The sequence below is a fragment of the Pseudoalteromonas sp. NZS127 genome (genome assembly GCF_015864805.1).
GTDB classification, from domain to species: Bacteria; Pseudomonadota; Gammaproteobacteria; order Enterobacterales; family Alteromonadaceae; genus Pseudoalteromonas; species Pseudoalteromonas nigrifaciens.
In genome coordinates this window covers 13,172-36,898 of the sequence record NZ_JADYWN010000002.1, presented here as the reverse complement: position 1 = coordinate 36,898, position 23,727 = coordinate 13,172, and the positions used below count along the sequence as shown (strand labels likewise).

At 39.2% G+C, this 23,727-nt stretch carries 19 protein-coding genes, 3 tRNA genes and 1 pseudogene; 18 read left to right on the top strand and 5 right to left on the bottom strand.

Features of this window, described 5'->3' with window-relative positions; genetic code table 11:
- Positions 1 to 97 precede the first annotated feature (97 nt).
- Entirely contained in the window at positions 98 to 1,342 is a 1,245-nt protein-coding gene (locus I6E78_RS01990) for an MFS transporter (protein ID WP_058372971.1), read from the top strand.
- Between the two features lie 21 nt (positions 1,343 to 1,363).
- Here the strand turns inward: I6E78_RS01990 and I6E78_RS01985 are convergent, their stop codons facing one another.
- Positions 1,364 to 2,101 carry a sulfite exporter TauE/SafE family protein gene (locus I6E78_RS01985; RefSeq protein ID WP_058372972.1) on the bottom strand — a complete coding sequence of 246 codons (738 nt, stop codon included), beginning with the start codon at positions 2,099 to 2,101 and terminating at the stop codon, positions 1,364 to 1,366.
- Between the two features lie 280 nt (positions 2,102 to 2,381).
- Between I6E78_RS01985 and I6E78_RS01980 the strand changes: the two genes are divergently transcribed.
- The 17 genes from I6E78_RS01980 (at position 2,382) to msrB (ending at position 20,553) form a co-directional block, all read left to right on the top strand.
- Complete coding sequence (locus I6E78_RS01980; protein WP_197181856.1) at positions 2,382 to 2,681, top strand: hypothetical protein; 300 nt, start codon at positions 2,382 to 2,384, stop codon at positions 2,679 to 2,681.
- Positions 2,669 to 2,842, top strand: coding sequence for a hypothetical protein (locus tag I6E78_RS01975; RefSeq protein ID WP_157756041.1), 174 nt, complete (start codon positions 2,669 to 2,671; stop codon positions 2,840 to 2,842). The genes I6E78_RS01980 and I6E78_RS01975 overlap by 13 nt, the downstream gene beginning before the upstream one ends.
- Before the next feature lie 1,338 nt (positions 2,843 to 4,180).
- Positions 4,181 to 4,351, top strand: coding sequence for a hypothetical protein (locus I6E78_RS01970; RefSeq protein ID WP_197181855.1), 171 nt, complete (start codon positions 4,181 to 4,183; stop codon positions 4,349 to 4,351).
- 201 nt (positions 4,352 to 4,552) lie between these two features.
- On the top strand, positions 4,553 to 4,996 hold the full coding sequence (locus I6E78_RS01965) for a hypothetical protein (protein ID WP_197181854.1): 444 nt from the start codon (positions 4,553 to 4,555) through the stop codon (positions 4,994 to 4,996).
- A 373-nt stretch (positions 4,997 to 5,369) separates the two neighbouring features.
- Positions 5,370 to 7,283, top strand: coding sequence for a biosynthetic arginine decarboxylase (gene speA / locus I6E78_RS01960; RefSeq protein ID WP_197181853.1), 1,914 nt, complete (start codon positions 5,370 to 5,372; stop codon positions 7,281 to 7,283).
- A gap of 2 nt (positions 7,284 to 7,285) precedes the next feature.
- Entirely contained in the window at positions 7,286 to 8,209 is a 924-nt protein-coding gene (gene speB / locus I6E78_RS01955) for an agmatinase (RefSeq protein WP_197181852.1), read from the top strand.
- A gap of 244 nt (positions 8,210 to 8,453) precedes the next feature.
- On the top strand, positions 8,454 to 8,663 hold the full coding sequence (locus I6E78_RS01950; RefSeq protein ID WP_011327763.1) for a DUF1656 domain-containing protein: 210 nt from the start codon (positions 8,454 to 8,456) through the stop codon (positions 8,661 to 8,663).
- Positions 8,663 to 9,523, top strand: coding sequence for an efflux RND transporter periplasmic adaptor subunit (locus I6E78_RS01945; protein WP_086997979.1), 861 nt, complete (start codon positions 8,663 to 8,665; stop codon positions 9,521 to 9,523). The genes I6E78_RS01950 and I6E78_RS01945 overlap by 1 nt, the downstream gene beginning before the upstream one ends.
- Complete coding sequence (locus I6E78_RS01940) at positions 9,523 to 11,574, top strand: FUSC family protein (protein ID WP_197181851.1); 2,052 nt, start codon at positions 9,523 to 9,525, stop codon at positions 11,572 to 11,574. Before I6E78_RS01945 ends, I6E78_RS01940 begins: the two co-directional genes overlap by 1 nt.
- A 67-nt stretch (positions 11,575 to 11,641) precedes the next feature.
- On the top strand, positions 11,642 to 12,373 hold the full coding sequence (locus I6E78_RS01935; RefSeq protein WP_041454384.1) for an RNA methyltransferase: 732 nt from the start codon (positions 11,642 to 11,644) through the stop codon (positions 12,371 to 12,373).
- A gap of 53 nt (positions 12,374 to 12,426) precedes the next feature.
- Positions 12,427 to 15,840: a chromosome segregation protein SMC gene (gene smc / locus I6E78_RS01930; protein WP_197181850.1), complete on the top strand. Its 3,414-nt coding sequence runs from the start codon at positions 12,427 to 12,429 to the stop codon at positions 15,838 to 15,840.
- A gap of 68 nt (positions 15,841 to 15,908) precedes the next feature.
- Positions 15,909 to 16,655 carry a cell division protein ZipA gene (gene zipA / locus I6E78_RS01925; protein WP_179808210.1) on the top strand — a complete coding sequence of 249 codons (747 nt, stop codon included), beginning with the start codon at positions 15,909 to 15,911 and terminating at the stop codon, positions 16,653 to 16,655.
- Positions 16,656 to 16,736: 81 nt separating this feature from the next.
- The gene (gene ligA, locus I6E78_RS01920; RefSeq protein ID WP_197181936.1) at positions 16,737 to 18,758 is read left to right on the top strand and encodes an NAD-dependent DNA ligase LigA; all 2,022 of its coding nucleotides are present in this window, start codon (positions 16,737 to 16,739) and stop codon (positions 18,756 to 18,758) included.
- Complete coding sequence (locus I6E78_RS01915) at positions 18,751 to 19,095, top strand: DUF3392 domain-containing protein (protein ID WP_011327770.1); 345 nt, start codon at positions 18,751 to 18,753, stop codon at positions 19,093 to 19,095. The genes ligA and I6E78_RS01915 overlap by 8 nt, the downstream gene beginning before the upstream one ends.
- Positions 19,092 to 19,607 carry a DUF2919 domain-containing protein gene (locus I6E78_RS01910; protein ID WP_011327771.1) on the top strand — a complete coding sequence of 172 codons (516 nt, stop codon included), beginning with the start codon at positions 19,092 to 19,094 and terminating at the stop codon, positions 19,605 to 19,607. The genes I6E78_RS01915 and I6E78_RS01910 overlap by 4 nt, the downstream gene beginning before the upstream one ends.
- A 2-nt stretch (positions 19,608 to 19,609) precedes the next feature.
- Entirely contained in the window at positions 19,610 to 20,050 is a 441-nt protein-coding gene (locus I6E78_RS01905; RefSeq protein ID WP_011327772.1) for a hypothetical protein, read from the top strand.
- A gap of 62 nt (positions 20,051 to 20,112) precedes the next feature.
- Complete coding sequence (gene msrB / locus I6E78_RS01900; RefSeq protein WP_086997997.1) at positions 20,113 to 20,553, top strand: peptide-methionine (R)-S-oxide reductase MsrB; 441 nt, start codon at positions 20,113 to 20,115, stop codon at positions 20,551 to 20,553.
- A 5-nt stretch (positions 20,554 to 20,558) separates the two neighbouring features.
- On the opposite strand, the pseudogene I6E78_RS01895 reads toward msrB, so the two are convergent.
- The 4 genes and pseudogenes from I6E78_RS01895 to I6E78_RS01880 all read right to left on the bottom strand — a co-directional run bounded on the left by I6E78_RS01895 (position 20,559) and on the right by I6E78_RS01880 (position 23,571).
- A pseudogene (locus tag I6E78_RS01895) lies at positions 20,559 to 22,198 on the bottom strand (response regulator).
- A 939-nt stretch (positions 22,199 to 23,137) separates the two neighbouring features.
- A tRNA-Val gene (locus I6E78_RS01890) sits at positions 23,138 to 23,213 on the bottom strand.
- Between the two features lie 56 nt (positions 23,214 to 23,269).
- Positions 23,270 to 23,345 (bottom strand) — tRNA-Val (locus tag I6E78_RS01885).
- A 150-nt stretch (positions 23,346 to 23,495) separates the two neighbouring features.
- A tRNA-Val gene (locus tag I6E78_RS01880) sits at positions 23,496 to 23,571 on the bottom strand.
- Positions 23,572 to 23,727: the final 156 nt, after the last annotated feature.

The window sequence follows — 23,727 nt, the reverse complement described above, 5'->3', positions numbered from 1 at the left end:
GCTGGTAGATGAAGGTATGAGTAAGCCAGCACTATGCTGGCTTTTTACGTTTACATAATGCAAATAACAGTAGTAACCACTTCATTAGGGACAAGGTATGCGAGCAACTTATATTTCATTACTAGCGTTATTTTTTAGCTGTTTTATTTTATTATTAGGTAATGGCTTACTCAATGTGTTACTTCCAGTACGTATGGGGCTTGATGGCGTAGATATAGATACTATAGGCATGGTTTTGTCGTTGTACTTTGTAGGCTTATTAATAGGGGCTCTTTATAGTATTAATTTGATTCGCCGAGTGGGGCACATTCGCATGTTTGCTGGATGTGTGGCACTGGGAGCTATTAGTGTACTTATGTATAGTATTTATCCCAGTATTATTTTGCTGGCAGTTATGCGCGTTATTATTGGTTTTTGTAATGCTTGCGCATTTACTGCTATGGAAAGTTGGTTAAGCGATAGCTCAACTAAACAAACCCGAGGTAAAATGCTTGCAGTGTATAATTCGGTTGTTTTGTGCGGCTTATTTGGTGGGCAGTTTTTTATGGGCTTAGCAGAGCCTCAACAATCTACATTATTTGTGTTGGTAGGAATATTACTATGTGCATCCGTTATCCCGTTAATATTTAGCCGCCATACCGGGCCGACTATTCAAGACGTAACCGCTATGCCCTTACTGGCTTTGTATCGCATTTCGCCATTAGGGGTAGTGACTTGTTTTATTTCTGGCTTGATTTACTCCGCCATTTTTAATCTACTGCCAGTGTTTGCACTGCAATACAATATTATTGAGTTTCAGCTTTCTTTGTATATGGGCGCAGCAATTTTTGGTGCGTTTTTATTGCAATTCCCAGTGGGTTATTTTTCAGATCGATACGACCGACGCTCAGTACTACTTATTTTATTGTGTATTTCGGTATTGGCCGATATTGCAGTAGTACAGTTTGTATCATTAAATATGATCCCGGCATTATTTATTGTTACCGCACTAACTAGTGGCATTATTGCGTGTACCTATCCGCTAAGTATTTCGGAAGCGTTTGATCGCTTGAAAAAAAGTGAAATGGCGGCCGCCATGGGCAGTATGATTTTGGCATTTGCCTTAGGTGGGATCATTGGACCTTATACAACGTCAGTTATGATGAAAGAATTTGGGGTCAATGCAATGTTTTACTTTATGGCATTGGTACAGCTTTTTCTCGCAGTTTTTGTGGTTTATCGTATGATTAAGCGCCCAGCACTGCCAATCGACGAACAAGAAGTGTTTGTAATGCAAAGTCCTGCAATTTCTCCGGCAATAGAATTTGACCCGCGTACAGAGCAAGAGCCCGAAAGTAACTAGCTTAAGTCTGCGCCGCTAATTTTATGAGTTAAACAAATCGTGACTAACTTGAAATAAAATTAGCGCGCAGGCGCTTAAAGAAAGTAGCGCAATAGCGGGTTTAAGATAGTGAGCTTTAAAGTACTTTTCTAATCGTCGAGACAGTAAAAATCCAAATAGCACTGCGGGTAATAACGGCAATGCAAGCTGAAGTTGATAATAACTAAAGTTACCCGTCACTATTAATAAAAATAATGATAAAATAGTTGATATTAAAAAGAATATACTTAGCTCGGCACGTACCGAACTCGCATTACTATTTTGATACACAATAGCGATAGGCGGCCCGCCAATCGAAGTAGAAGTCCCCGCGAGACCAGAGAAAAAACCACCGATAAATAAATTTTTTGCTGAGTAACTAATTTGCCAATGACTGTAGGTTAATAGCACGCACAGTATAATTAATATTGAAAATAATATGGTGAAAAACAACGGCGGTAATAGTAACAATAGTGCCACAGCTAATAACGACCCCATAAAACGCCCGCATAAAGCAATGCTAATACAACTAATCTGTATGTTCTTTTTATTATTTAGTACACTTAATAGCGATAAGCCTAATCCTAAAAGCAAAATAGGGGCGGGTATAAAAGCAGGATCAATCAATACTAAAATTGGCGCAGCAATAACCCCTAAGCCAAAACCAAGTAAACTTTGCAGTGCAGCAGCACCAGCAATAAGGGTTAAAACAAGGATTAAAATTAAAGGGTCGGTGAGCATAATCACATAGCAAGGAGGCATAAGTGGATGAATTATCTTAAATATTTAATGTCAAGTCTAATTAGGAGTTTTTATCTTTTAATAATAATTACTAGTGGCTGAAGTTGTTATTAGTTATACCCATATAATTCAATTTATTTAAGTTCCCTTTATATTCAGCCACTTAAGTTAACTGATTTCACACCCAGAGTAAGTCTTCTTATGATCACCCTGCATAAAATAATAAATATTTAACAACCAACGGTAAATATCGTTATTACCAAATAAGAAAGCGATATGTATGCATTTAAATAACTTAGCCGCTAAATACATTATTGGCGATATTACCGTATCAGCTTCACGTTACGATTTAACTGCCATGGTAGGCGAGAATAAAGTAGATGCAGTACAGGTAGCTTATAATCGCGACCATCTAAGCTTGGCAGCTCGCTTACAAAGCTCTAGCGATATGCGTTTTTACCAAGGACTAAAACCCAGCGGTGAAATAGTTAAAGAAAAAATGTGGGAAATATATTCAGGCTATAAAATTTACAATATTCAACTACAAGCCACTTATGCCAATGTAGCATGGACTCTGTAAGTGGTTTAACCGTAGACACCAGCCAAGTGATGCTTGATGCAATATATAATCATAAAGCGGGGAGCTTTTACGTAGAGTACAGTATGTGGGTCGATGAAGCCGAGCAAATATTTGAAGCTGCTGATGAGTTGTTGATTAGCTATCGATTCGATTTTTGCTGATGCATAAAAAAGGCGCCAATATTATTGGCGCCCTTTTTTGTTATTACTTAGATTTTCTCTTTCTTGGTTTTGCAACTTCAACAGTATTTGATTCTTTCAGTTTACGTTTTTCTTTTAACGATAAAGCGGGTTTTTTCTTATCATTTTTAGACATATTCACCACCTAAACAATAAATAATAGATTAATTTAAAATGCTTTTTTCACAAACTAAAAACCTAACAACAATCAAGGTAAGTTACCTCCAGACTTTGTCGAAAATAAACGTTAGTTACTTATAAATTATTCGCATTAAAAGTGGAGCGGGGTTAGTTTCCTTCTACCGATAAGCCGGCTGATCCACGTTCGGCTTCATCGTAAATAACCACCGCAGCTCACTTTATTTGCCTAATTAAAGGCATAGCTAATAACATTAAAAGTTAGCGTTACTTAAAGTAACTTAAGCCTTTCTCTTTTTCCTTGGCTTTGCTACTTCTGTTGTATTCGATTCTTGTTTTAACTTACGTTTTTCTTTTAACGATAACTGTGGTTTTTTCATATCATTTTTAGACATATCATCACCTATTAATAAATAACAAATTAATTACTTCTGCTTTTAGTAAACTAAAAATTAAAGAAACAATATCAATCGGCTATTCACCTCCTTTAATAAGATTAAATAATTACTGATCTTCGTTTATATTGCTTAAAACTAAACGAAGAAACTTTATGCTTTTACTGTATTTAATAACCAAATTTGCCACACGCTAAACAATAGCGCATAAATAATATTGATAATAAAAACACAGTAATATTTAAATCTCACTTTAATCTAGGCGATAGAAAGCTTGCCGAGAATGGCCTAAATTAAAAGTTAAATTAAAAATTAATAGTAAATTCTGTGAAACAGATGGACGCAGAGAAGCGTCCGCTTAAGCGGGGAATTTTAGGGCGAAGCTCCCCAAACAAATAATATAATTAAATAAAAAAATATATGTTTTCATAGCTCCAATATAGCAGCTTAAATAATAACTTCAAGCTCTCTTAGATGCTTTAATTAAAGATTAAATTTATGGGTTAAATAACCATTATTTTTAAACTGAAAGCAGTACTCATTTAAGTATTAATTTAGTTAAGGTATTGTTTTAAATTGGTTTATATTCTACGCGTTTGGCTTGTAAGGGGGCGGGAATATTAACCAACACTTTTAAAGAGTATGACGGCCTTGAATGTAATACGTAATTATAGCGGAAAAATATTTTTAGATTATTTAAAAATGATTACGTAGCAATACTTTAAGTTATTTGTTAAAACTATTAAATTATTATCCTAGGTATAAATGTGAGTATAAGGAGTATTTTATGTCGAAAAAAGTAGTAACTTTTGAATACGAAAAAGAAACAAAAAACAGTGTTCGTTACAAAGAAGCCCCAGATGAAGGCGTTGCCCCTATTGTTGGATCTTTGTATGTTCAGAAGTGGTTTGCTGGGAATAGCAAAACGCTTGAAATAACGATAGATAAAAAAGACTAATTAGCGGCATTATTTTTGCGCCATGTGTTTGTTTAGGTAAAAGCGACTAATAAATACTACGTTTTATTTAAGGGCGCATAATATATTTTTAAACTAATAAAGTTGCTTATAGCGTATTATAGTAACTCATTTATTATTAATATTAGGCTTAAGTAAAAGTACGCTAGCCTCACAAATTTGATTAACAAGGAAGTTGTATAGATGAAGTATTTTGTTTTAATTTCTATTTTAATTCTTAGTGGGTGTACATCAACACCTAAAGTTATATCTGACTCGGATATAACCAGCACTATGAATTTAATTGCCCTTACCGAAGAAGCCGCTCCTGCAGGAATAAAAGGCGTATTTAAGTTATCAATAAAGGCGGCGGGCATTCAAAACAGTGGTATCTATTTAAATACAGAATTGGATTATAGAGATAGAAGAAATGTGAGTGTCGCTATTCACCCTAGAACAGTAAATGCTTTTATAAAAAAGTATGGAACTTCGCCCGATTTATATTTTATTAATAAAACTGTTGAAGTTACGGGCGAGGCTAAACGTATGATAATTGATTTTTACGCTATGGGTAAAAAAACAGGAAAGTACTATTTTCAAACGCATATAAATATAACATCACTCAATCAGATAAAAGTATTGGACTAGGTGAGTTATTAAATAAGCTATAATTTGTCGGGTGGCGCTGCGTTTATCCGACTTTAGCTTGTACCCTTTTTTATTTTAATATCGCTAATATTGACTTTTCAAGCCGCAATTTAGCAACTAATTTTACGCTATATATCTGCAATCCTTAATAACAAAAGTTGTAATAAAAGCCGTATATTAAGCGCAATTTAGATTCTTCCTTTATGTTACCTGCCTCTGAGGCGCTATGATCTTTAGCGTTACTTTGTTTCTAATTTTTAACATTAAAATTTACTCGTTACGAGTAAAAATTCTTGTTGGACTTAAACCGCTATTTTTCTTTTAATGCGCGCAATTAGCCAGTTCGGCATTTCTAAATAAAAGAGAAAGATAAATGAAAGAAACAACATCACTAGAACAAGCTCGTACGAGCTACAATGTTCGTCATTGGAGCCAAGGTTTTTTTGGTATTAATGAACAAGGTGATGTATATGTTGCCCCTAAAGCCGATGCGCCAGAGCAAACTATTGCACTGACGGACATTGCTAAGCAACTAGAAGATAAAGGCTTAAGTTTGCCTGCATTAGTACGTTTTCCGCAAATATTACATCATCGTGTGCACAGCTTATGTGCTGCATTTAATACCGCGATTGCAGATTACGGCTACCCTAAAGATTATTTATTAGTTTACCCAATTAAAGTAAACCAACAGCGTGAAGTGGTTGAAGAAATTGTTGCCAGCCAAGCACAACTAGAAAAAAAACAACTAGGTTTAGAAGCAGGTAGCAAACCAGAGTTATTAACCGTACTTGCATTGGCTGAAAAAACCAGTGCGGTGATTGTATGTAACGGTTACAAAGACAAAGAATATGTACGCTTAGCGCTAATAGGCGAAAAGCTAGGCCATAAAGTATACATAGTGCTTGAAAAGCTCTCTGAACTCGACATGGTTCTTAGCCAAGCTAAAGAATTAAATGTAAAGCCACGCATTGGTATTCGCGTGCGCTTGGCATCGCAAGGTAAAGGTAAATGGCAAGCAAGTGGCGGCGAAAAATCAAAATTTGGTTTATCGGCATCACAAGTTTTGCATGTGGTTAATCGTTTGAAAGAATCGGATCAACTTGATTTAGTCCAGTTGGTGCATTTTCACTTAGGTTCGCAAATGGCGAATATTCGTGATGTACGTTTAGGTGTAAGCGAAGCAGCACGTTTTTACTGCGAGTTACGTAAACTAGGTGCAAAAATTGAGTGTCTTGATGTGGGCGGTGGTTTAGCTGTTGACTACGATGGTACTCGTAGCCAGTCACATAACTCAATGAACTATAGCTTAGCTGAATACGCTAACAATATTGTGTACACCATAGGCGACATTTGTAAGCAGTATGAACAGCCGTTTCCAACTATTATTTCGGAGTCGGGGCGGGCATTAACCGCGCACCATGCTGTGCTTATTTCAAATGTGATTGGTACTGAAAGTTATACACCTGAAGAAATTGAAGCACCGGCTGATGATGCCCCGCAGTTACTTAAAAATATGTGGATGTCGTGGCAGCAATTGCATGTATTAACTGATGACCGTGCATTAATTGAGATTTATCACGATAGCCAAGGCGATTTAGCCGAAGCACATAATCAGTTTGCAATGGGGTTACTAAACTTAACCCAGCGTGCGTGGGCTGAGCAAACAAATTTACGCGTGTGTTATGAGCTTAATAAGCACATGGACAACAAAAACCGCTTTCATCGGCCAATAATTGACGAGCTTAATGCACGTTTAGCCGATAAGTTTTTTGTAAATTTCTCGTTGTTTCAATCACTGCCAGATGCGTGGGGAATTGATCAGGTGTTTCCGGTGTTGCCATTAAGTGGCTTAACCGAAGCGCCAAAAAAACGTGCAGTATTACTGGATATTACTTGTGATTCTGACGGTGCACTCAACCATTATGTTGATGGTCAAGGCATTGAAAGTACACTACCAGTACCTGAGTTTAGTGCAGATAAACCATATTTAATGGGGTTTTTCTTGGTGGGTGCTTATCAAGAAATATTAGGTGATATGCATAATTTATTTGGCGATACGCACAGCGCTATGGTGAATATGGATGAGCACGGCGTAGCCAACATTACCGAAATAAACCAAGGCGATACAGTAGCCGATATGATGCGTTACGTGCATTTAGACGTTGAGAGTTTTCAGCAGTCGTATCAGCAGTTGGTAAGTAGCAAAATTGCAGAACACGAACAGCAAAGCGTTTTAGACGAATTGCAAAATGGCCTTGATGGCTACACTTATTTAGAAGAGCTATAAGTATGTCGACTTTGTTTGATCATCCAGATCACTCATTGTATTCCAATGGGATGACCTTTTTACGTTGTCCTATGGTGCAAAATATTACCGCGATTGACGCTGATGTAGTAGTGCTTGGTTTACCATTTGATATGGCGACCTCGGGCCGCCCAGGTGCACGTTTAGGCCCAGACGCGATTCGTCGTGCATCGGTGCATTTAGCGTGGGAAGGCACTAAGTATCCATGGACGTTTCCATTATTTGAGCATTTAAAAGTGGCCGATGCTGGAGACTTTACTTATCCGGTAGGCGACGCAGAGTATTTTACGGCGCAGCTTGAACAAGCCGCGAGTAAAATATTAAGCCAAGGTAAAACCTTGTTAGGGCTAGGTGGCGATCATTTTGTGACTTTACCATTGCTACGTGCGCATGAAAAACAACATGGCAAAATGGCTTTGGTGCACTTTGATGCGCACACAGATACTTACAGTAATGGCTCACGCTACGACCACGGTACCATGTTTTATCATGCACCAATGGAAGGGTTAATTGATTTAGAGCACAGTATTCAAATTGGTATTCGCACCGACTTTGATCAAAGCAAGCATGGGTTTGCAGTGATTGATGCCATGCAAGCCAACGATTTATCGGCAAACGATATTGCTGCGCAAATAATTGCGCGAGTAGGTGATTTACCGGTTTATTTAACCTTTGATATTGATTGCCTTGATCCTGCGTTTGCACCTGGTACAGGCACTCCCGTGTGTGGTGGTTTAACATCAGACAAAGTACTTAAAATATTACGTGCTTTAAAAGGCATTAATATGGTAGGTATGGATGTAGTAGAAGTATCGCCAGCGTATGATCAAAGTGAAGTAACCGCCATTGCTGCAGCAACCATTGCGCATGAGCTTTTGCACTTATGGACATATAAAAATAAGTATTAAACTAAATTAAACTAAAGAAAATACTAATAAATAGGGCACCCTTAAAGCGTGCCCTATTTTTTTGCGCCCCATAAAAGTAGTATAATTTTTTAGTCGTGTTTATTTAATACCGTTATGCAGTAATTTGGTGTTATTTAACCTGAATTTAGGTTATTTACATATCATTCTATTATAAGCTCGTCAGGCTCAGTCTATACTGAGCTTAATTATCCACTTATAAAAACTAAAATAGGATACCTTTTTTATGCTTCAGGCTGTTGTTTTAGGAGGGCTAGAATTTAGTCCTTTGGTTGTTTATTTTCCCATAGCATTTTTATTAACAGCGCTGAGTCGTTTTATTTTGCACCGTTTAGATTGGCACGATCGCATTTGGCGGGTTGCCTGGTTTGAGGTGTCTTTATTTGTATGTTACTTAGCATTAACCGTATATTTATTAAGTGGAAGAATAATTTAATGGCCAAATATTTACGTATTTTAGTTACAGTACTGGTTATTTTTATGGCCGTATTTGCAGGGCGTTGGGTATGGAATGATTACATGCATACACCATGGACCCGCGATGGCCGCATTAGAGCCAATATAGTTACGGTAGCGCCAGATGTGTCTGGTTGGGTAACTCATTTAAACATGATTGACGGGCAAAGTGTAAAGCAAGGGGATCTGCTTTTTAGTGTTGATGCTAAGCGTTATCAGGCAGCGCTAGAGCGCAGTAAAGCCAGTACCGAAAATGCATTATATACCTGGGAGCTTGCTAAGCATAAATACGAGCGTCGAATAGCATTAAACAGCCAACAAGCAATTAGTGAAGAAAGTTTAGAAGCAACGCGAATTAATACAAAAATAGCAAAAGCAAACTATGAACTCGCTAAAACAGAACAAGCAGTAGCGCAGTTAAACCTTGATAGAACCCAAGTTGTTGCACCTGTGTCGGGTTACATAATTAACTTAGATTTACGCCAAGGCAATTATGTTGCTCAAGGCGTGTCGGTATTTGCCATTGTACAAGCTGACTCTTTTTATGTAACCGGATACTTTGAAGAAACCAAAATCCCTCTTATTCATTTAAAGCAACACGCAAATGTAGCTTTGTTAAGTGGTGGTAAACCTTTAACTGGTCAGGTAATGAGTATAGGGAAAGCAATTGCTAATACTAATACGCAAAGTAATGGCCAGCGTTTACCACAAGTTCAGCAAACCTTTAACTGGGTACGCTTATCGCAGCGCATTCCGGTGGATATTAAATTAGACGCGTTTCCTGCAGATACTCAGCTTAGTGCCGGAATGACCGCAACTATTCGACTTGTTGAGCGCTAATGGAGGCTGTGCTGCGTAACCTGTTTTTACCTAAAAAGCAGGCTGTTATTTTTGCACTAAAAGGCGTAATTGCTATGGCAATGGCGCTTACAGTTGCTTTGTTTCTTAATTTAGATCGCCCTTACTGGGCTTTAGTTTCAGCGGTGTTTTTACAAATACGCCCAGAGAGTGGCTTAGTGGCCGAAAAAGCTCTGTGCCAAATAGTAGGCACTGTTATAGGCGGCTTGTTTGGCATATTACTATTAACGCAGCTCATATCTTACCCTTACTTAGCACTGGGCATACTGGGGTTGTGGCTGGGTATTAACTCAACGTTATCGGCTTTGGTTAGGCAAACAAATTTTATTTATGGGTTTGCTATGGCGGCGGTTACCGCCGAAATTATAGTGTTACTGGTAATAGCAAGCCCTACCACCGTAAGTAGCCAAGCTGTATTTAGTATTGCCCAATCGCGTATGAGCGAAATTATAATTGGCTCAATTTGCGCCGGCATTGTGAGCCATTTATTTTGGCCAGTAAAAGTGAAGAATGGGCTGCAAATTCAGGCAAAGTCATTAATAAACCAAACCCTTAATTACCTAGTTACTGAGCTAAACATACAAGGCTCGCACGAAGAACGACACCAGCAAATAGATGGCATTTTGGCAACCTTAGGCGCAGTTAACGAAGATTCTAGCGCGGTGCGTTACGAAGGCCCTAAAGGTCCTGGGCGCGCTCGTGCAGCAAATCAACTGTCGCAAAAAGTATTATCTTTACTGGCGTTAATTCAAATATTTGGCCGTTTACAACGTAGCCATACAAAATTGATGAGCCCGTTACTGACTCAATTATTTACTCAGCTCAAACAGATTTTAGCAAATATAGCGCAAGCAAACAGTGTTGATGATTGCATAGAACAAGTAAAAAACTTGCGCCGAGAGTTAACCGAATATCGTGCGAATAATAGCAGTGAGCTGCCCTTTGAATCGCATATGCTCAATGTTAGTGTTGATATAGCCACAGAGTTAACAGTGCTGCTGCGTGCTTATCGCGCCCTTGAAGAGCGCGATACAAGGCTGCTAAATGCACCTAGCACAGTAACTTACCGTGATCCGTTAGCGGCAATAATTGTTGGGTTTCGCACCGTTATGGTGTTTTTTATTGGCGCGTGTATTTGGGTAAGCACAGGATCGCCGGCAGCAATAATGATTATGATTTTACCGGTGATATTTTCAATTATGTTAGCGCGTTTTCCACTCATTGTTTTGCGTGTGGTGTTAAAGCGGATAATGATTGGAGTTGTGGTTGCTAGTTTTGTCAGTATTTTTTATGCACTTAACTTATTAGCCTACAGTGGTGGGCAATTAGAAATACTCATATTGGTATTAGCTGGTCCTTACTTTATTGGTTTATTATTACTTGCCGATAGAGAAACCCTGCCTTACGGATTAGGCTTTTGTATACCGTTTTCTATTTTGGTGAGCCCAAGTACCGATATGAGCCGAGCATTTTCAATTGATTATACGCTGAGTGCGGCAATGGCTATTTTTACTGGGGTAGCTATTTTATTTTGGGTTTTTCATTTAATTACAGGGCCAAGCGCCCAGTTATTAGTGCATAGAATTTTTAAAGCAACCCATCAAGACCTGCTCGATATTAATAAACACAGTGCGCCTATTGTTTGGTATAACCAGCGGATGGCCGACCGATTATTACGACTCACTCATTACGACCAAGGTTCGCAGTCTCGCGCTATTACTGACTTGGCATTAACCGCATTAAATTTAGGCCACGCAGCAGTGCGATTACGCTCTGTGTGCGAAAACGTAGCAGGTAAAGATCTAAAATATTTTACACTGTGGCAGCATGCTCTTGCCGATGCATTTTTGCTGGCAAGTAAAGGTCAAGTTGATCAGCGGTTTAAACATGCATGCGACGCGTTATATCAAGAGTTAGTGTGTATATTAGGAGAGTCGCAGCAGGTTGAGGCAATACAAGGAATGTTTATGCGGATTAACTTAACCTTTGAGCGCAGCGCCAATAGTATTAAGACCCCAAACTCACTACTTTAGCTATTTTTCGAGTTCAGAAGTAGGTATGAGATCTGCTATACTGTGCGCATCATTTTATGGGGCTGTTATGATTTCAAAAAACCAACTCAAACTTATTCGCCAACTTGGCCAAAAAAAGTACCGCAAGCAATTTAATCAATACCTTGTACAAGGTGAAAAAAACGTACTTGAGTTATTAAACAGCCCATTAAAGGCGGTTGATATATTTGCTACCGAGGCATTTATAAATACCTATCAAGCACAGTATCTGGGTATTAATTTTATTTGCGCCGAGGAAGAGCTGCTAACAAAAGCAAGTACGCTGGTTAGTAACAATGCCGCCATTGCTATTGTAAATATGCCACAAGCAGCACAATTACAAACCAGTGGCTTAATATTAGCACTTGATGGCGTATCTGATCCGGGCAATTTAGGCACTATTATTAGAGTTGCTGATTGGTACGGTATTAAACATATTGTAACCAGTACAGATAGCGCCGATGCATACAACCCTAAAACAATTAGTGCCACTATGGGTTCGTTTGTAAGAGTGTCGGTAAGCCAAGTCGATTTACCTGCGCATTTAGCCACATTAAAATTACCAATTTATGGTGCCTTTTTAGACGGGGAAAATGTGCACAACACCCAATTTACAGGTTCAGGCGTGTTATTAATGGGCAGTGAGTCGCACGGTATACGCGAAGCGTGTGCCAAATTAGTAACTGATAAAATAACCATACCGGCTTTTGGTCAGGCTGAGTCGCTGAACGTGGCTATGGCAACCGGTATTATTTTAGATAATTTTAAACGCCAAGCTTAAAACTAAAGCAAGGTTAATGTTTATAACCAATAATATTCGGTAATAACAAAAAGATGCGCTTAAGCACTATAAAATTGGCAGGCTTTAAATCGTTTGTAGAGCCAACTAAAATTCCATTTCCTGATCAAATGACCTGTGTTGTAGGCCCTAATGGCTGCGGCAAGTCTAATGTTATTGATGCAGTGCGCTGGGTGCTTGGCGAAAGCTCGGCTAAAAATTTACGTGGCGACGCCATGGCCGATGTTATTTTTAATGGCTCAACTAATCGTAAAGCTATTTCGCAGGCCTCGGTAGAGCTTACTTTTGATAACGACAAAGGCGACTTTCCTAATACCTTTGCCGATCGTAATCAAATTGCTATAAAGCGTTTAGTTACTCGCGATGGTCAGTCGTTGTATTTTTTAAATGGCAGTAAATGCCGCAAACGCGATATTACCGATATATTTTTGGGCACAGGCCTTGGCCCACGTAGTTACGCAATTATTGAGCAAGGCATGATCTCGCGCTTAATAGAGAGTAAACCGCAAGAACTTAGGGTGTTTTTAGAAGAAGCCGCCGGGGTATCTAAATACAAAGAGCGCCGCCGCGAAACGCAAACTCGAATAAAAAGCACCCGTGAAAACTTAGAGCGCTTACTCGATGTACGCAAAGAGTTACAAAGTCAACTTACTAAGTTAGCGGTGCAGTCGGTTGATGCTAAAAAATACCGCGAGTTAAAAGCGCAAGAGCGAACGTTAAAAGGGCAAATTGCCGTTTTAAAATGGCAAAAACTACACCAACAACAACTCGAAAAAAGCCAACAAATAAATAAATTAAATGAGCAAGTTACGTTTTTTAAAACGGCTCATTCTGGTCACGACGACGTACTTGCAAGCTTAGAAACCCAAGTACAAGCCTCGCAAGAAAGCGTAAGTGATGCGCAACAGCAACAACATGTAATACACACTGAGCTTACGCGATCTGAGCAACAACAAATAAGCATAAAGCAACAAATTCAAACGCTTAAACAAAATCAGATTAAACTACAGCAGCGCCAAACGCATAGTTTAGAGCTTAAAACGCAGCAGCAAACAGTGTGCGAACAACTAGAACACGCTTTGCAGCAGGCAATAGAAAACAACTTAATGCGCAACGAGCAAGTAAGTGAGTTAAGCCAAGAGCTTGAGAGTGCTTTAGAGCTAAAGCAGCAACACACTGAGGATTGGCAATCGCTTAGCGAGCAACTGCAGCAACTTAATAATAAGTTGCAGATGCAAGCAAATAATATTGAGCAAACTCAGCAGCAAAGCAAACACGTTAATGAACAAAGTGAGCAGTTAAATAAGCAAATTACACACCTAAAAAGTAGCGATGTTGAACAGCAGTTAGCTTCTCAAAAACAACAAAGGCAAGTGCTTACTCAAGAATTAGCAACTAAGCAAACGGCGCACAGTAAAGGCCAAATGCTGCTTTTAGAGCAAAGTTCGCAGTTAAACAATGCCGAGCAGCAATATAAGCAACTTAGCCAGCAAGCTAACGAGCTAAAAGCCAGTATCGCAGGACTAAGCAGTACATTAGGGCTAGATAATGAGAGCGAGCACCACAACACCTTATTTAACCAATTAAAGGTTAAAGACGGGTTTGAGCACTGTATTGAACAGGCACTTAAATCGCTTGAGCATTTAAATGTAAGTGAGCAGTCGGCAAATAATAGTGTGTGGCATAACGAATCAACAAAAAGCAATCAGGCAAATGTAAAAAATAGCTTAGCGGCATTTATAACTCAGGGGGTTTACCCTGAAGTATTGAGCCGTATTGCTTATAGTAAAAGCGGTGAACTTAAAGCATTAGAGGATAATTTTTATATTGCTGTAATGGATGAAACCGCCGCTTTGCATGGTCGGAACTGGCATATAAGCTCAGATCGAAATGCTGAAAACTCATTACTGGTAAAGCACAAGCAATTGCAGCTTAAAACAGCGCAGCTAAAAAATGTAGAGGGTGAGTTACAACTCGCAGCCCAAGTACTTGAGCAGCAAAAAGCACTGCAAAGTGAGCTTAGTACGCAGCAAAGTGAACTTAAAGAAACCATACATCAGCTGGCTCAAAATATTGCCGTAGCGAGTACGCGCAACGATATGTTAAAAGAGCAAGTAGCGCAGTACCAGCAGCAATTGCAACAGTACCAAACGCAACAACAGCAATTAGTTATGCAGTTAGCACAAATAAAAGGGGTGCTTAAAGATCAAACAGTGCAGTTTGAAACACTTAAGCAGCAACAGTTAAGTTTAAGCAGTGATCTTGCTACTGCAAATAACAAGCGCACCCACAGTGATACAAATTATAGCCAAGTATTAGCTAGGCTTGAGCAATATAAAACGCAAGCTCATCAAGCAACGCTTGCAGAGCAACAGTCACGTAGCGAGTGGCAATTAAGCCAAGCTAAACTAAGCCATGCAGAGCAAGCGCATTTAAGTGCAGAGCAGGGTGCAAAAGAATTACACGATCAATTAACCCAGCTGCTAATACCCGAGCAAGAACTACTTGAAAAAATAGCCCAGTTACTTAAACAGCATGCGCAAGGCGAGAAAAACTTAAACACATTACAAAATAAATTAAACCAAGCAAAAGAGAGCTTAAGCACGAAGCAAGCGAGTCTTAAAAGTTCACAAGGTGAGCTGGTGGCGCTACAAGAGCAGCATCAAAAATTAAGCATAGAAGAGCAAAGTTTATTAATAAAAGCACAGTTGGCGCTTGAACCGCTAGAAGAGTTAAAGCAAAACCTAAAGCAGGTGCTTGATGAGTTACCAGAAACACTCATTATAAGCACAGCACAAAATAAACTCGCAGATATTGTTAATCAGTTGGAGCGCTTAGGGGCGGTAAATTTAGCCGCTATTGATGAGTTTGATCAAGCCAAAGCGCGCAGCGAATATCTTGATAATCAATTAGATGACTTAACAAAAGCGCTGAGTACCCTAGAAGGGGCTATTCGTAAAATTGATATAGAAACCAAAACTCGCTTTAAAGCGACCTTTGATCAAGTTAACCAAGACTTTGCAAAGCTATTTCCAAAGGTTTTTGGTGGTGGAAGTGCTTATTTAGAATTAACCAGTGACGATTTACTCGAAAGTGGTGTTAGTATAATGGCACGACCACCAGGTAAAAAAAATTCAACAATTCATTTGTTAAGTGGTGGAGAAAAAGCGCTGAGCGCATTATCATTAGTGTTTTCTATATTCAGGCTCAATCCAGCTCCATTCTGTATGCTGGATGAAGTAGATGCACCGCTAGATGATGCCAACGTGGTACGTTTTTGCCGTTTGGTTGAAGAAATGTCACAATCGGTGCAGTTTATTTATATTAGTCATAATAAAATTGCGATGGAAATGGCTGGTAGATTAACAGGTGTTACCATGGCTGAGCCAGGTGTGTCGCGCGTAGTGGCAGTAGATATTGAACAAGCTGTGCAACTTGCACAGGCATAGTTAAATTAAACGTATTAGGTTTTAACTAATACACAGGTTTAGGCATATAAAATAAAAAAGGTGAGGGGATGGCCGAAGAATTAAGATGGGTTTTAATCGTGATCAGTGTATTTGTCATAGGTGGCTTATTAGTACACGGTTTATGGTCAGTGCGAAAAAAAGACAACCCAGAAATACCTGCTAACGAGCGGGTCGAACCACAACACACAGCTCACTCTCATTCGCCAAGTGCAGAGCCCGCACAGAGCGTTGCCTTTGAGCAAGAAGAACCACAATTTGGTGAACTAAATTTTGATGCCAACGAGCCGCAAATAGATACTAGCGTGCCAGAAGTGCCAATTGAAGATGACCTTAGTGTAATTGAGGCAGAGCATGACCTTGAGCCAAGCGAAGAGCCTGCAGAGGTTTCAGACTTTGTGATTGTGCATATTCAAATGCCAGATGGAATGAGCATGCAAGGCAGTAAATTATTGCCCGCGGTAAACACCTTAGGGTTTAAATACTCAGAGGAAGGCTTTTTTAATCGTCATTTAGATCCAGCAGGCCAGGGCCCGGTATTATTTAGACTAGTAAATATGTATAACCCAGGTACCTTCGATATTGATAATATGGAACAATTTAGTACCGCAGGCGTTAGCTTATTTATGACCTTACCGTGTGAAGGTGATGGCTTAGCAGCATTTAATATGCTGCACAGTGCAGCTAAAAAGCTTAGCGACGAATTTGGTGCGCAAATTTTAGATGCGCAGCGTGAAGAAATGACCGTAGATCGCGTTCGTCAATATGTTGAACAGGTACGTGCATTTTCTGCGTAATTAACGCAATAGGTTAAATTTTTATAAGCCACTGGGCGTTGACTCGTCAAAGTGGCTTTTTTTATGTTTTTTGAGGTCAAAATGGCAAGCAGCATTAGTGAGCAAATAAACCATCTTCGTAGTACGCTTGAACAGCACAGTTACAATTATTATGTACTTGATACCCCCAGTATTCCTGATGCTGAATACGACCGTTTATTACAACAACTCAGCGCACTAGAAACTCAGCACCCAGAATTAATAACTGCCGACTCACCAACCCAAAAAGTGGGCGGTGCTGCGCTAAGTAAATTTGAGCAAGTAGCGCACCAAGTGCCTATGTTATCGCTTGATAACGCCTTTAGCGAAGATGAGTTTATTGCCTTTAATCGCCGTATAAAAGAGCGTTTAATGAGTACCGAAGAGCTTACTTTTTGTTGTGAGCCAAAACTAGATGGCTTAGCTGTGTCGATTATTTATCGTGATGGCGTACTAGTGCAAGCCGCGACCCGAGGTGATGGGTTGACGGGAGAAAATGTAACTCAAAACGTTAAAACAATTCGTAATGTGCCACTTAAATTACGAGGTAGCGATTATCCTGCTGAACTAGAAGTGCGCGGCGAAGTGTTTATGGATAATGCAGGCTTTGAAAAGTTTAACATTGAAGCTGAAAAACGTGGTGAAAAAGTATTTGTAAACCCACGCAACGCCGCCGCAGGTAGCCTGCGCCAGCTTGACTCTAAAATTACGGCTAAACGCCCACTGATGTTTTATGCCTACAGCACAGGTCTTGTAGCCGACGGTAGCATTGCAGAGGATCATTATCAGCAATTAGAAAAATTGACTGATTGGGGGTTACCACTTTGCCCTGAAACAAAATTAGTAGAAGGCCCACAAGCTGCACTGGCTTATTATACTGATATTTTAGCGCGCCGTGGCGAGCTTAAATATGAAATAGATGGCGTGGTAATAAAAATAAATCAAAAAGCCTTACAAGAGCGTTTAGGCTTTGTAGCACGCGCTCCGCGTTGGGCTATTGCTTATAAGTTTCCGGCCCAAGAAGAAATAACCAAATTACTCGATGTAGAGTTTCAGGTGGGGCGTACGGGAGCAATTACACCCGTTGCACGCTTAGAGCCGGTATTTGTTGGTGGTGTTACTGTATCAAACGCTACCTTGCACAATGGCGATGAAATAGCGCGCTTAGGCGTAAAAGTGGGTGACACGGTAATTATTCGCCGTGCAGGGGACGTAATTCCACAAATAACGCAAGTAGTACTTGAGCGCCGCCCTGATGATGCCCGCGATATTGAGTTTCCGGTAACTTGCCCTATTTGTGACTCCCATGTAGAAAAAGTAGAAGATGAAGCCGTAGCGCGTTGTACTGGTGGTTTAGTGTGCCCGGCGCAACGTAAACAAGCGATTAAACACTTTGCTTCGCGCAAAGCACTCGATATTGACGGCCTTGGCGATAAAATTGTTGACCAACTCGTCGACAGAGAGCTGATTAAAACCCCTGCAGATTTGTTTATTTTAAAGCAAGGACATTTTGAATCGCTTGAGCGTATGGGGCCAAAGTCGGCTAAAAATTTGGTTACTGCGCTTCAAGACGCTAAAGCAACAACTTTGGCTAAGTTTTTATACTCATTGGGTATTCGTGAAGCGGGTGAGGCAACCACACAAAATTTAGCTAATCATTTCTTAACCCTTGAAAACGTAATAAATGCCAGCATTGATAGTTTAACTCAAGTAAGTGATGTGGGCGAAATAGTAGCAACCCATGTACGTAGCTTTTTTGCCGAACAGCATAATTTAGATGTTGTAAATGCGCTGGTAGAGCAAGGTATTAATTGGCCTGAACTTACTCCACCTTCAGCGCAAGAGCAGCCATTAGCTGGCCTTGTTTATGTGCTTACCGGTACCTTAAACACATTAAACCGTAATGACGCCAAAGCACGTTTGCAACAGTTAGGTGCTAAAGTGTCGGGTAGTGTGTCGGCTAAAACCGATGCGTTAGTAGCAGGCGAAAAGGCCGGCTCTAAACTAACTAAGGCACAAGACTTAGGTATAGATGTACTGACAGAAGAAGATTTAATTAATTTATTAGAGCAACATAATGGCTGATTTATTAAATATATTAAATTCACTTTTAATTAACGTAGGGCAGTGGCTGCATAGTTATTTATATAATTTATCTATGCTGATAATGGTGTGCTTAGTGTCTTTATACGCAGGCGATATTATAAAGCTAACCAAAGGGCTGGTTGCACGTCGTCATTTTATAGTAAGAGTGCTGTGCTTTGTATTGATCACCGCCTTTGGATTTGGTTTTGTGGTTGTGTGGCTTAGCCCGCTACTGATTAAGGCGTTATTGTTTTTTGGCACTAAGTGGTTAGGTGTTACCTTGTTAGCAGCATTTTTTATATTGGGCACTATTGCCGATAGGAAAAATCAATTATGAGCCGCTATGGCCCAGAGTACTGGGATAAGTACGGCAGTTACCGTACACCCATCGCCTTTCATTTAAGTGTGCTGGTATTGTTACGAGCTTACTTTATTTGGATAGTGGCAGGGTTAAGCCGACGCCCAGAATTGGATTTGATGTCGATATTTTTTAAATCTAAAAACGATTTTTTTATTGCTATTGCCATTGGCGCTATAGCCATAGTACCAATTATTTTATTTTGTTTGCGTCGACCCCGCGAGTCTCATAAAAGTAGTGAACGCTTAGCTAAGATTTGGCGTTATATGCGCTGGCCTCTTATTTTGTGTGCGGTAATAGACTTAACTTGGTTAAGTATTCAAGCGGCTCATAGCTATTATCATTTTTCGTTATTTTTAGCGATTCAAATGGTGGTTGTATTATGGGTGCTGTGGTACTTAGCTAAAAGTCGTTATTTAACAGTGTTTTTTAATGATTGGCCTGAGCCTACCGAAAAAGCCGCAGCAGAAAAACGCCTTAATAAGGATTAAAAGTGGACGCTATAAATAAAAAAATAGCGGTGGTGGTGCTGTTTATAGGTGTGGCGCTTAGTGTGCTAATGCTAACTACAAAGCTTACAGAGCAGCCTTGGTTTATATTTTTATTTGTCTTATGGGTATTTGTTTTTTGCTCTTGTTGTTACCGATTAACCCCACTGTTTAAAACACGAAACCAAGTTAATGATTTTATTAAGCGCGATGCAAAACATTTAGTATTGTTTAGCTTAGCGGGATTTTTTGATAAAAAATCTGGCCCGCAGTGGTTAGCAATTAAAAATATTAAGCACCTTTCAACCCGCAATAATGAACTGCTAGTACACAGCTACCAGCAAACGCAATTTAGTATTAGTTTACCTGCGTCAAAAGTAGAGCTAGATGCTTTTTTACAGCAGATACTGACTAATTCAGAAAGACGAAGTATTACATTTGATTAAGTTGATCTTAAGCAAATGTAATAACGTAATAATTAACCAATCAAGCATTTAAAGAGGCTGTTATGTTGAAGTGGAATGATGTTATTAATTTTGCCAATAATGGCAATCCAACGCCGCCGAAAAAGGTTATTAAAACCGACGCTCAGTGGCAAGAGTTATTATCTGAAGATACCTATTACGTTACTCGTAAAAAAGGCACTGAGCGACCGCACAGCTCCGGTAGCTGCACATTGTTAGAGCCAGGCAAGTATGTATGTATATGTTGCGATAACTTATTGTTTGACGCAGATGAAAAGTTTGATAGCGGTACGGGTTGGCCTTCGTTTACAAAACCCGCAACAATAGAAGCTGTTGCCTATATTAGTGATAACACTCATGGGATGCAGCGTATTGAAGCAGTATGTAATGTGTGCGATGCGCACTTAGGTCATGTGTTTCCTGATGGCCCATTACCGACTGGCCTGCGATACTGCGTTAATGCCGCGTCAATGAAAAAGCTTTAACGCGTTTAGTCGGCTTGAATATCTAGCTGCATATCTTTTGCTTTATGCAAAATTTTATTTAAACGCTGCGCCTGATCTGCAGGTAGTTTAGCTTTGCTCAGTAAGGCGTAGCATTTTTTAGCAAGCCCCATATTAAACGAATCACCCCCTTGTTGTTTGGTCGAATCAAACAAACATTGCAATAAGTTAAGTGCGATACTCTGATTACGAGGCATTACCCTAAATGCTTGAGTAAACGCTTCTAGCGCCGTATTTAATTGCCCTCTATTAAATTGATTCACAGCATGGTTGTTTAACTCTTTAGGCCCCATTTTAATATCACGACGCTCGCTTTGCTGTTGTTGAATATAACGTAAATAGGTTGTGTCGCTTACACTTGGATGACGCTGACAATGCGTAATTATTTGGGCAAATAAATTTTGAGCTTTTTGATGAAAGCCTAGTTCGTGAAATGCTTTTGCTTTATCGAGTGCGCCGTCTACAGAGCGAATTTGTGTATCATCTTCATCAAGCTGCTCTATTAGTCGCTTAGCTTTTTGGTGTTCATCTTTTAAGTAGTGTAGGCGTGCGTTTAATACATCGATTTGCGCCTGGTTTACATTATTAGGAAACTGCTTTTTTAAATCATTAATATATTGATTAGTTTGGCGAGAAATTCGTTGTATTTGATCCGTTTGATCTGTGGTTAGCGCAAAGTCGATACCGGCACGCGCCGCATTTAAATAAATATCTGGGCTATCGTGAATTGAGTATTTTGCATAGCTTGCAATATCTTTTTGGGTTAAATAGCTCTTTTCATAATCGTGATTAATTAACGATACATTACTCAAAGACTTTTGACGCATAATATTAAGAGGAGCAATATCCGCAGCCTGGCTTAAAAACTCTTGTGCGAGCTCAAATTGATTAAGTTTTATTTCTAAACGACCTAATAAATCAAGCGCGATTAAACGAGTTTCGTTGCGCTCTAACATGGTTTTAAGCATGCGCTGGGCTAAAATATGTTCATTATTTTCTATCAGTGCTTCTACTAAACCTACTTTAGCCCATGCAAATTTTTGGATATCGAGTACCGACTTAAAAAAGTCTTTGGCCTCTTGGTTACGATTAAGGCGTAGTAGGGCATCACCTTTTAATCGCAGTAAAATAGGGCTGTAGTTGTTGTTTTTATTTAATGCTGCACTTATGTACTTAAGTGCTTTGGAATCATTACCGTCATCAATAAAATTGTAAACTGTTTGTAAATCACGTTTACGTTTTAAAATACGCTCTATACGTATTTTAAGCTCTTGTGCTGTAAATGGTTTAACCAAAAAATCATCGGGTTGTAATTCAAGAACACTATGTACAAGCGAGCCACTTGTTTCTGCAGAAATAAAAATAACCCAGTGGAGCTTTTAATTAACTGCTTTATTCGCAATTCCTCATAAAGCTGATAACCATCTTGATGCTTATTTAGATTGAATGAGCATACAATTAAATCAAATTGCTCGTTTATACACTGCTCTTTTGCCGAGTTAGCATGATCTGCAAATCGTAACTGTCCAAAGCCAAGCTTTTCTAGCGATTGTTTCATATAGCTTTGGGCGAGCGGTTGCTCCTCCACTATAAGTATTTTGGCTGTTGAATAGATCTTTGTTGGCATTTGGCTTAACAGTGATTACGTTTAACACAGACTATAATCAACAGTTTAGCTGCTTACAAGGGAATTTAGGTTATTACTCAACTTTATTAAGTACTTAATATGCATTCACAGGCTTATATGAGGTGGGTAATACTTAGCTTGATACCTGCGACCCTTGCCATTCGTTATAAAGGGCGGCGATGCTCTTTTTCTTTCAATTGAGCTAATTGCCCAAAAGGACTTATATATTATTTTAGTATTTTATGGAGATATTAAGAAATGTTCATATGTGGTGGGTAATACTTAGCTTGATACCTGCGACCCTCGCCATTCGTTATAAAGGGCGGCGATGCTCTTTTTTTTCAACTGAGCTAATTGCCCAAAAGGACATATATATTATTTAAGTATTTGATGGAGATATTAAGGTATACCAAGAAGTATTTTATGGAGATATTAAGAAATGTTTATATGTGGTGGGTGATACTTAGTTTGATACCTGCGACCCTCGCCATTCGTTATAAAGGGCGGCGATGCTCTTTTTTTTCAACTGAGCTAATTGCCCAAAAGGACATATATATTATTTAAGTATTTGATGGAGATATTAAGGTATACCAAGAAGTATTTTATGGAGATATTAAGAAATGTTTATATGTGGTGGGTGATACTGGACTTGATACCTGCGACCCTCGCCATTCGTTATAAAGGGCGGCGATGCTCTTTTTCTTTCAATTGAGCTAATTGCCCAAAAGAACATATATATTATTTAAGTATTTGATAGAGATATTACGAGATACTAAGAAGTGTTTATATGTGGTGGTTAATACTTAGCTTGATACCTGCGGCCCTCGCCATTCGTTATAAAGGGCGGCGATGCTCTTTTTCTTTCAACTGAGCTAATTACCCAAAAGGACTTTTATATTATTTTAGTATTTAATGGAGATATTAAGAAGTGTTTATATGTGGTGGGTGATACTGGACTTGAACCAGTGACCCTCGCCTTGTAAGGGCGATGCTCTCCCAACTGAGCTAATCACCCACATATAAAATAGGTATAACGCTTAATTAAATGCTTTAAACATTTAAACTGTAATTTGGTGGGTGATACTGGACTTGAACCAGTGACCCTCGCCTTGTAAGGGCGATGCTCTCCCAACTGAGCTAATCACCCAAATTACATTATTAACTATCAAGGGTGATAGTTAACACTGGACTTTAACCAGTGAACACTGCCTTTACTTGTAAATAGCGGCGATGCTCTCTTTTTTCTAACTGAGCGAATCACCCATTTAGATTTTTGTAATATACACCATTTTAAAAATGGTGGGTCGTACTGGACTTGAACCAGTGACCCTCGCCTTGTAAGGGCGATGCTCTCCCAACTGAGCTAACGACCCATATTACATGCTACTACCTATACAGATAGTACTGGACTTTAACCAGTGAACTTCGCCATTACTTGTAAGTAGCGGTGATGCTCTCTTTTTGTAACTGAGCTAACGACCCATATTAAAATTTTAAAACGCGACTATTATATAATCATAGGTTTTATA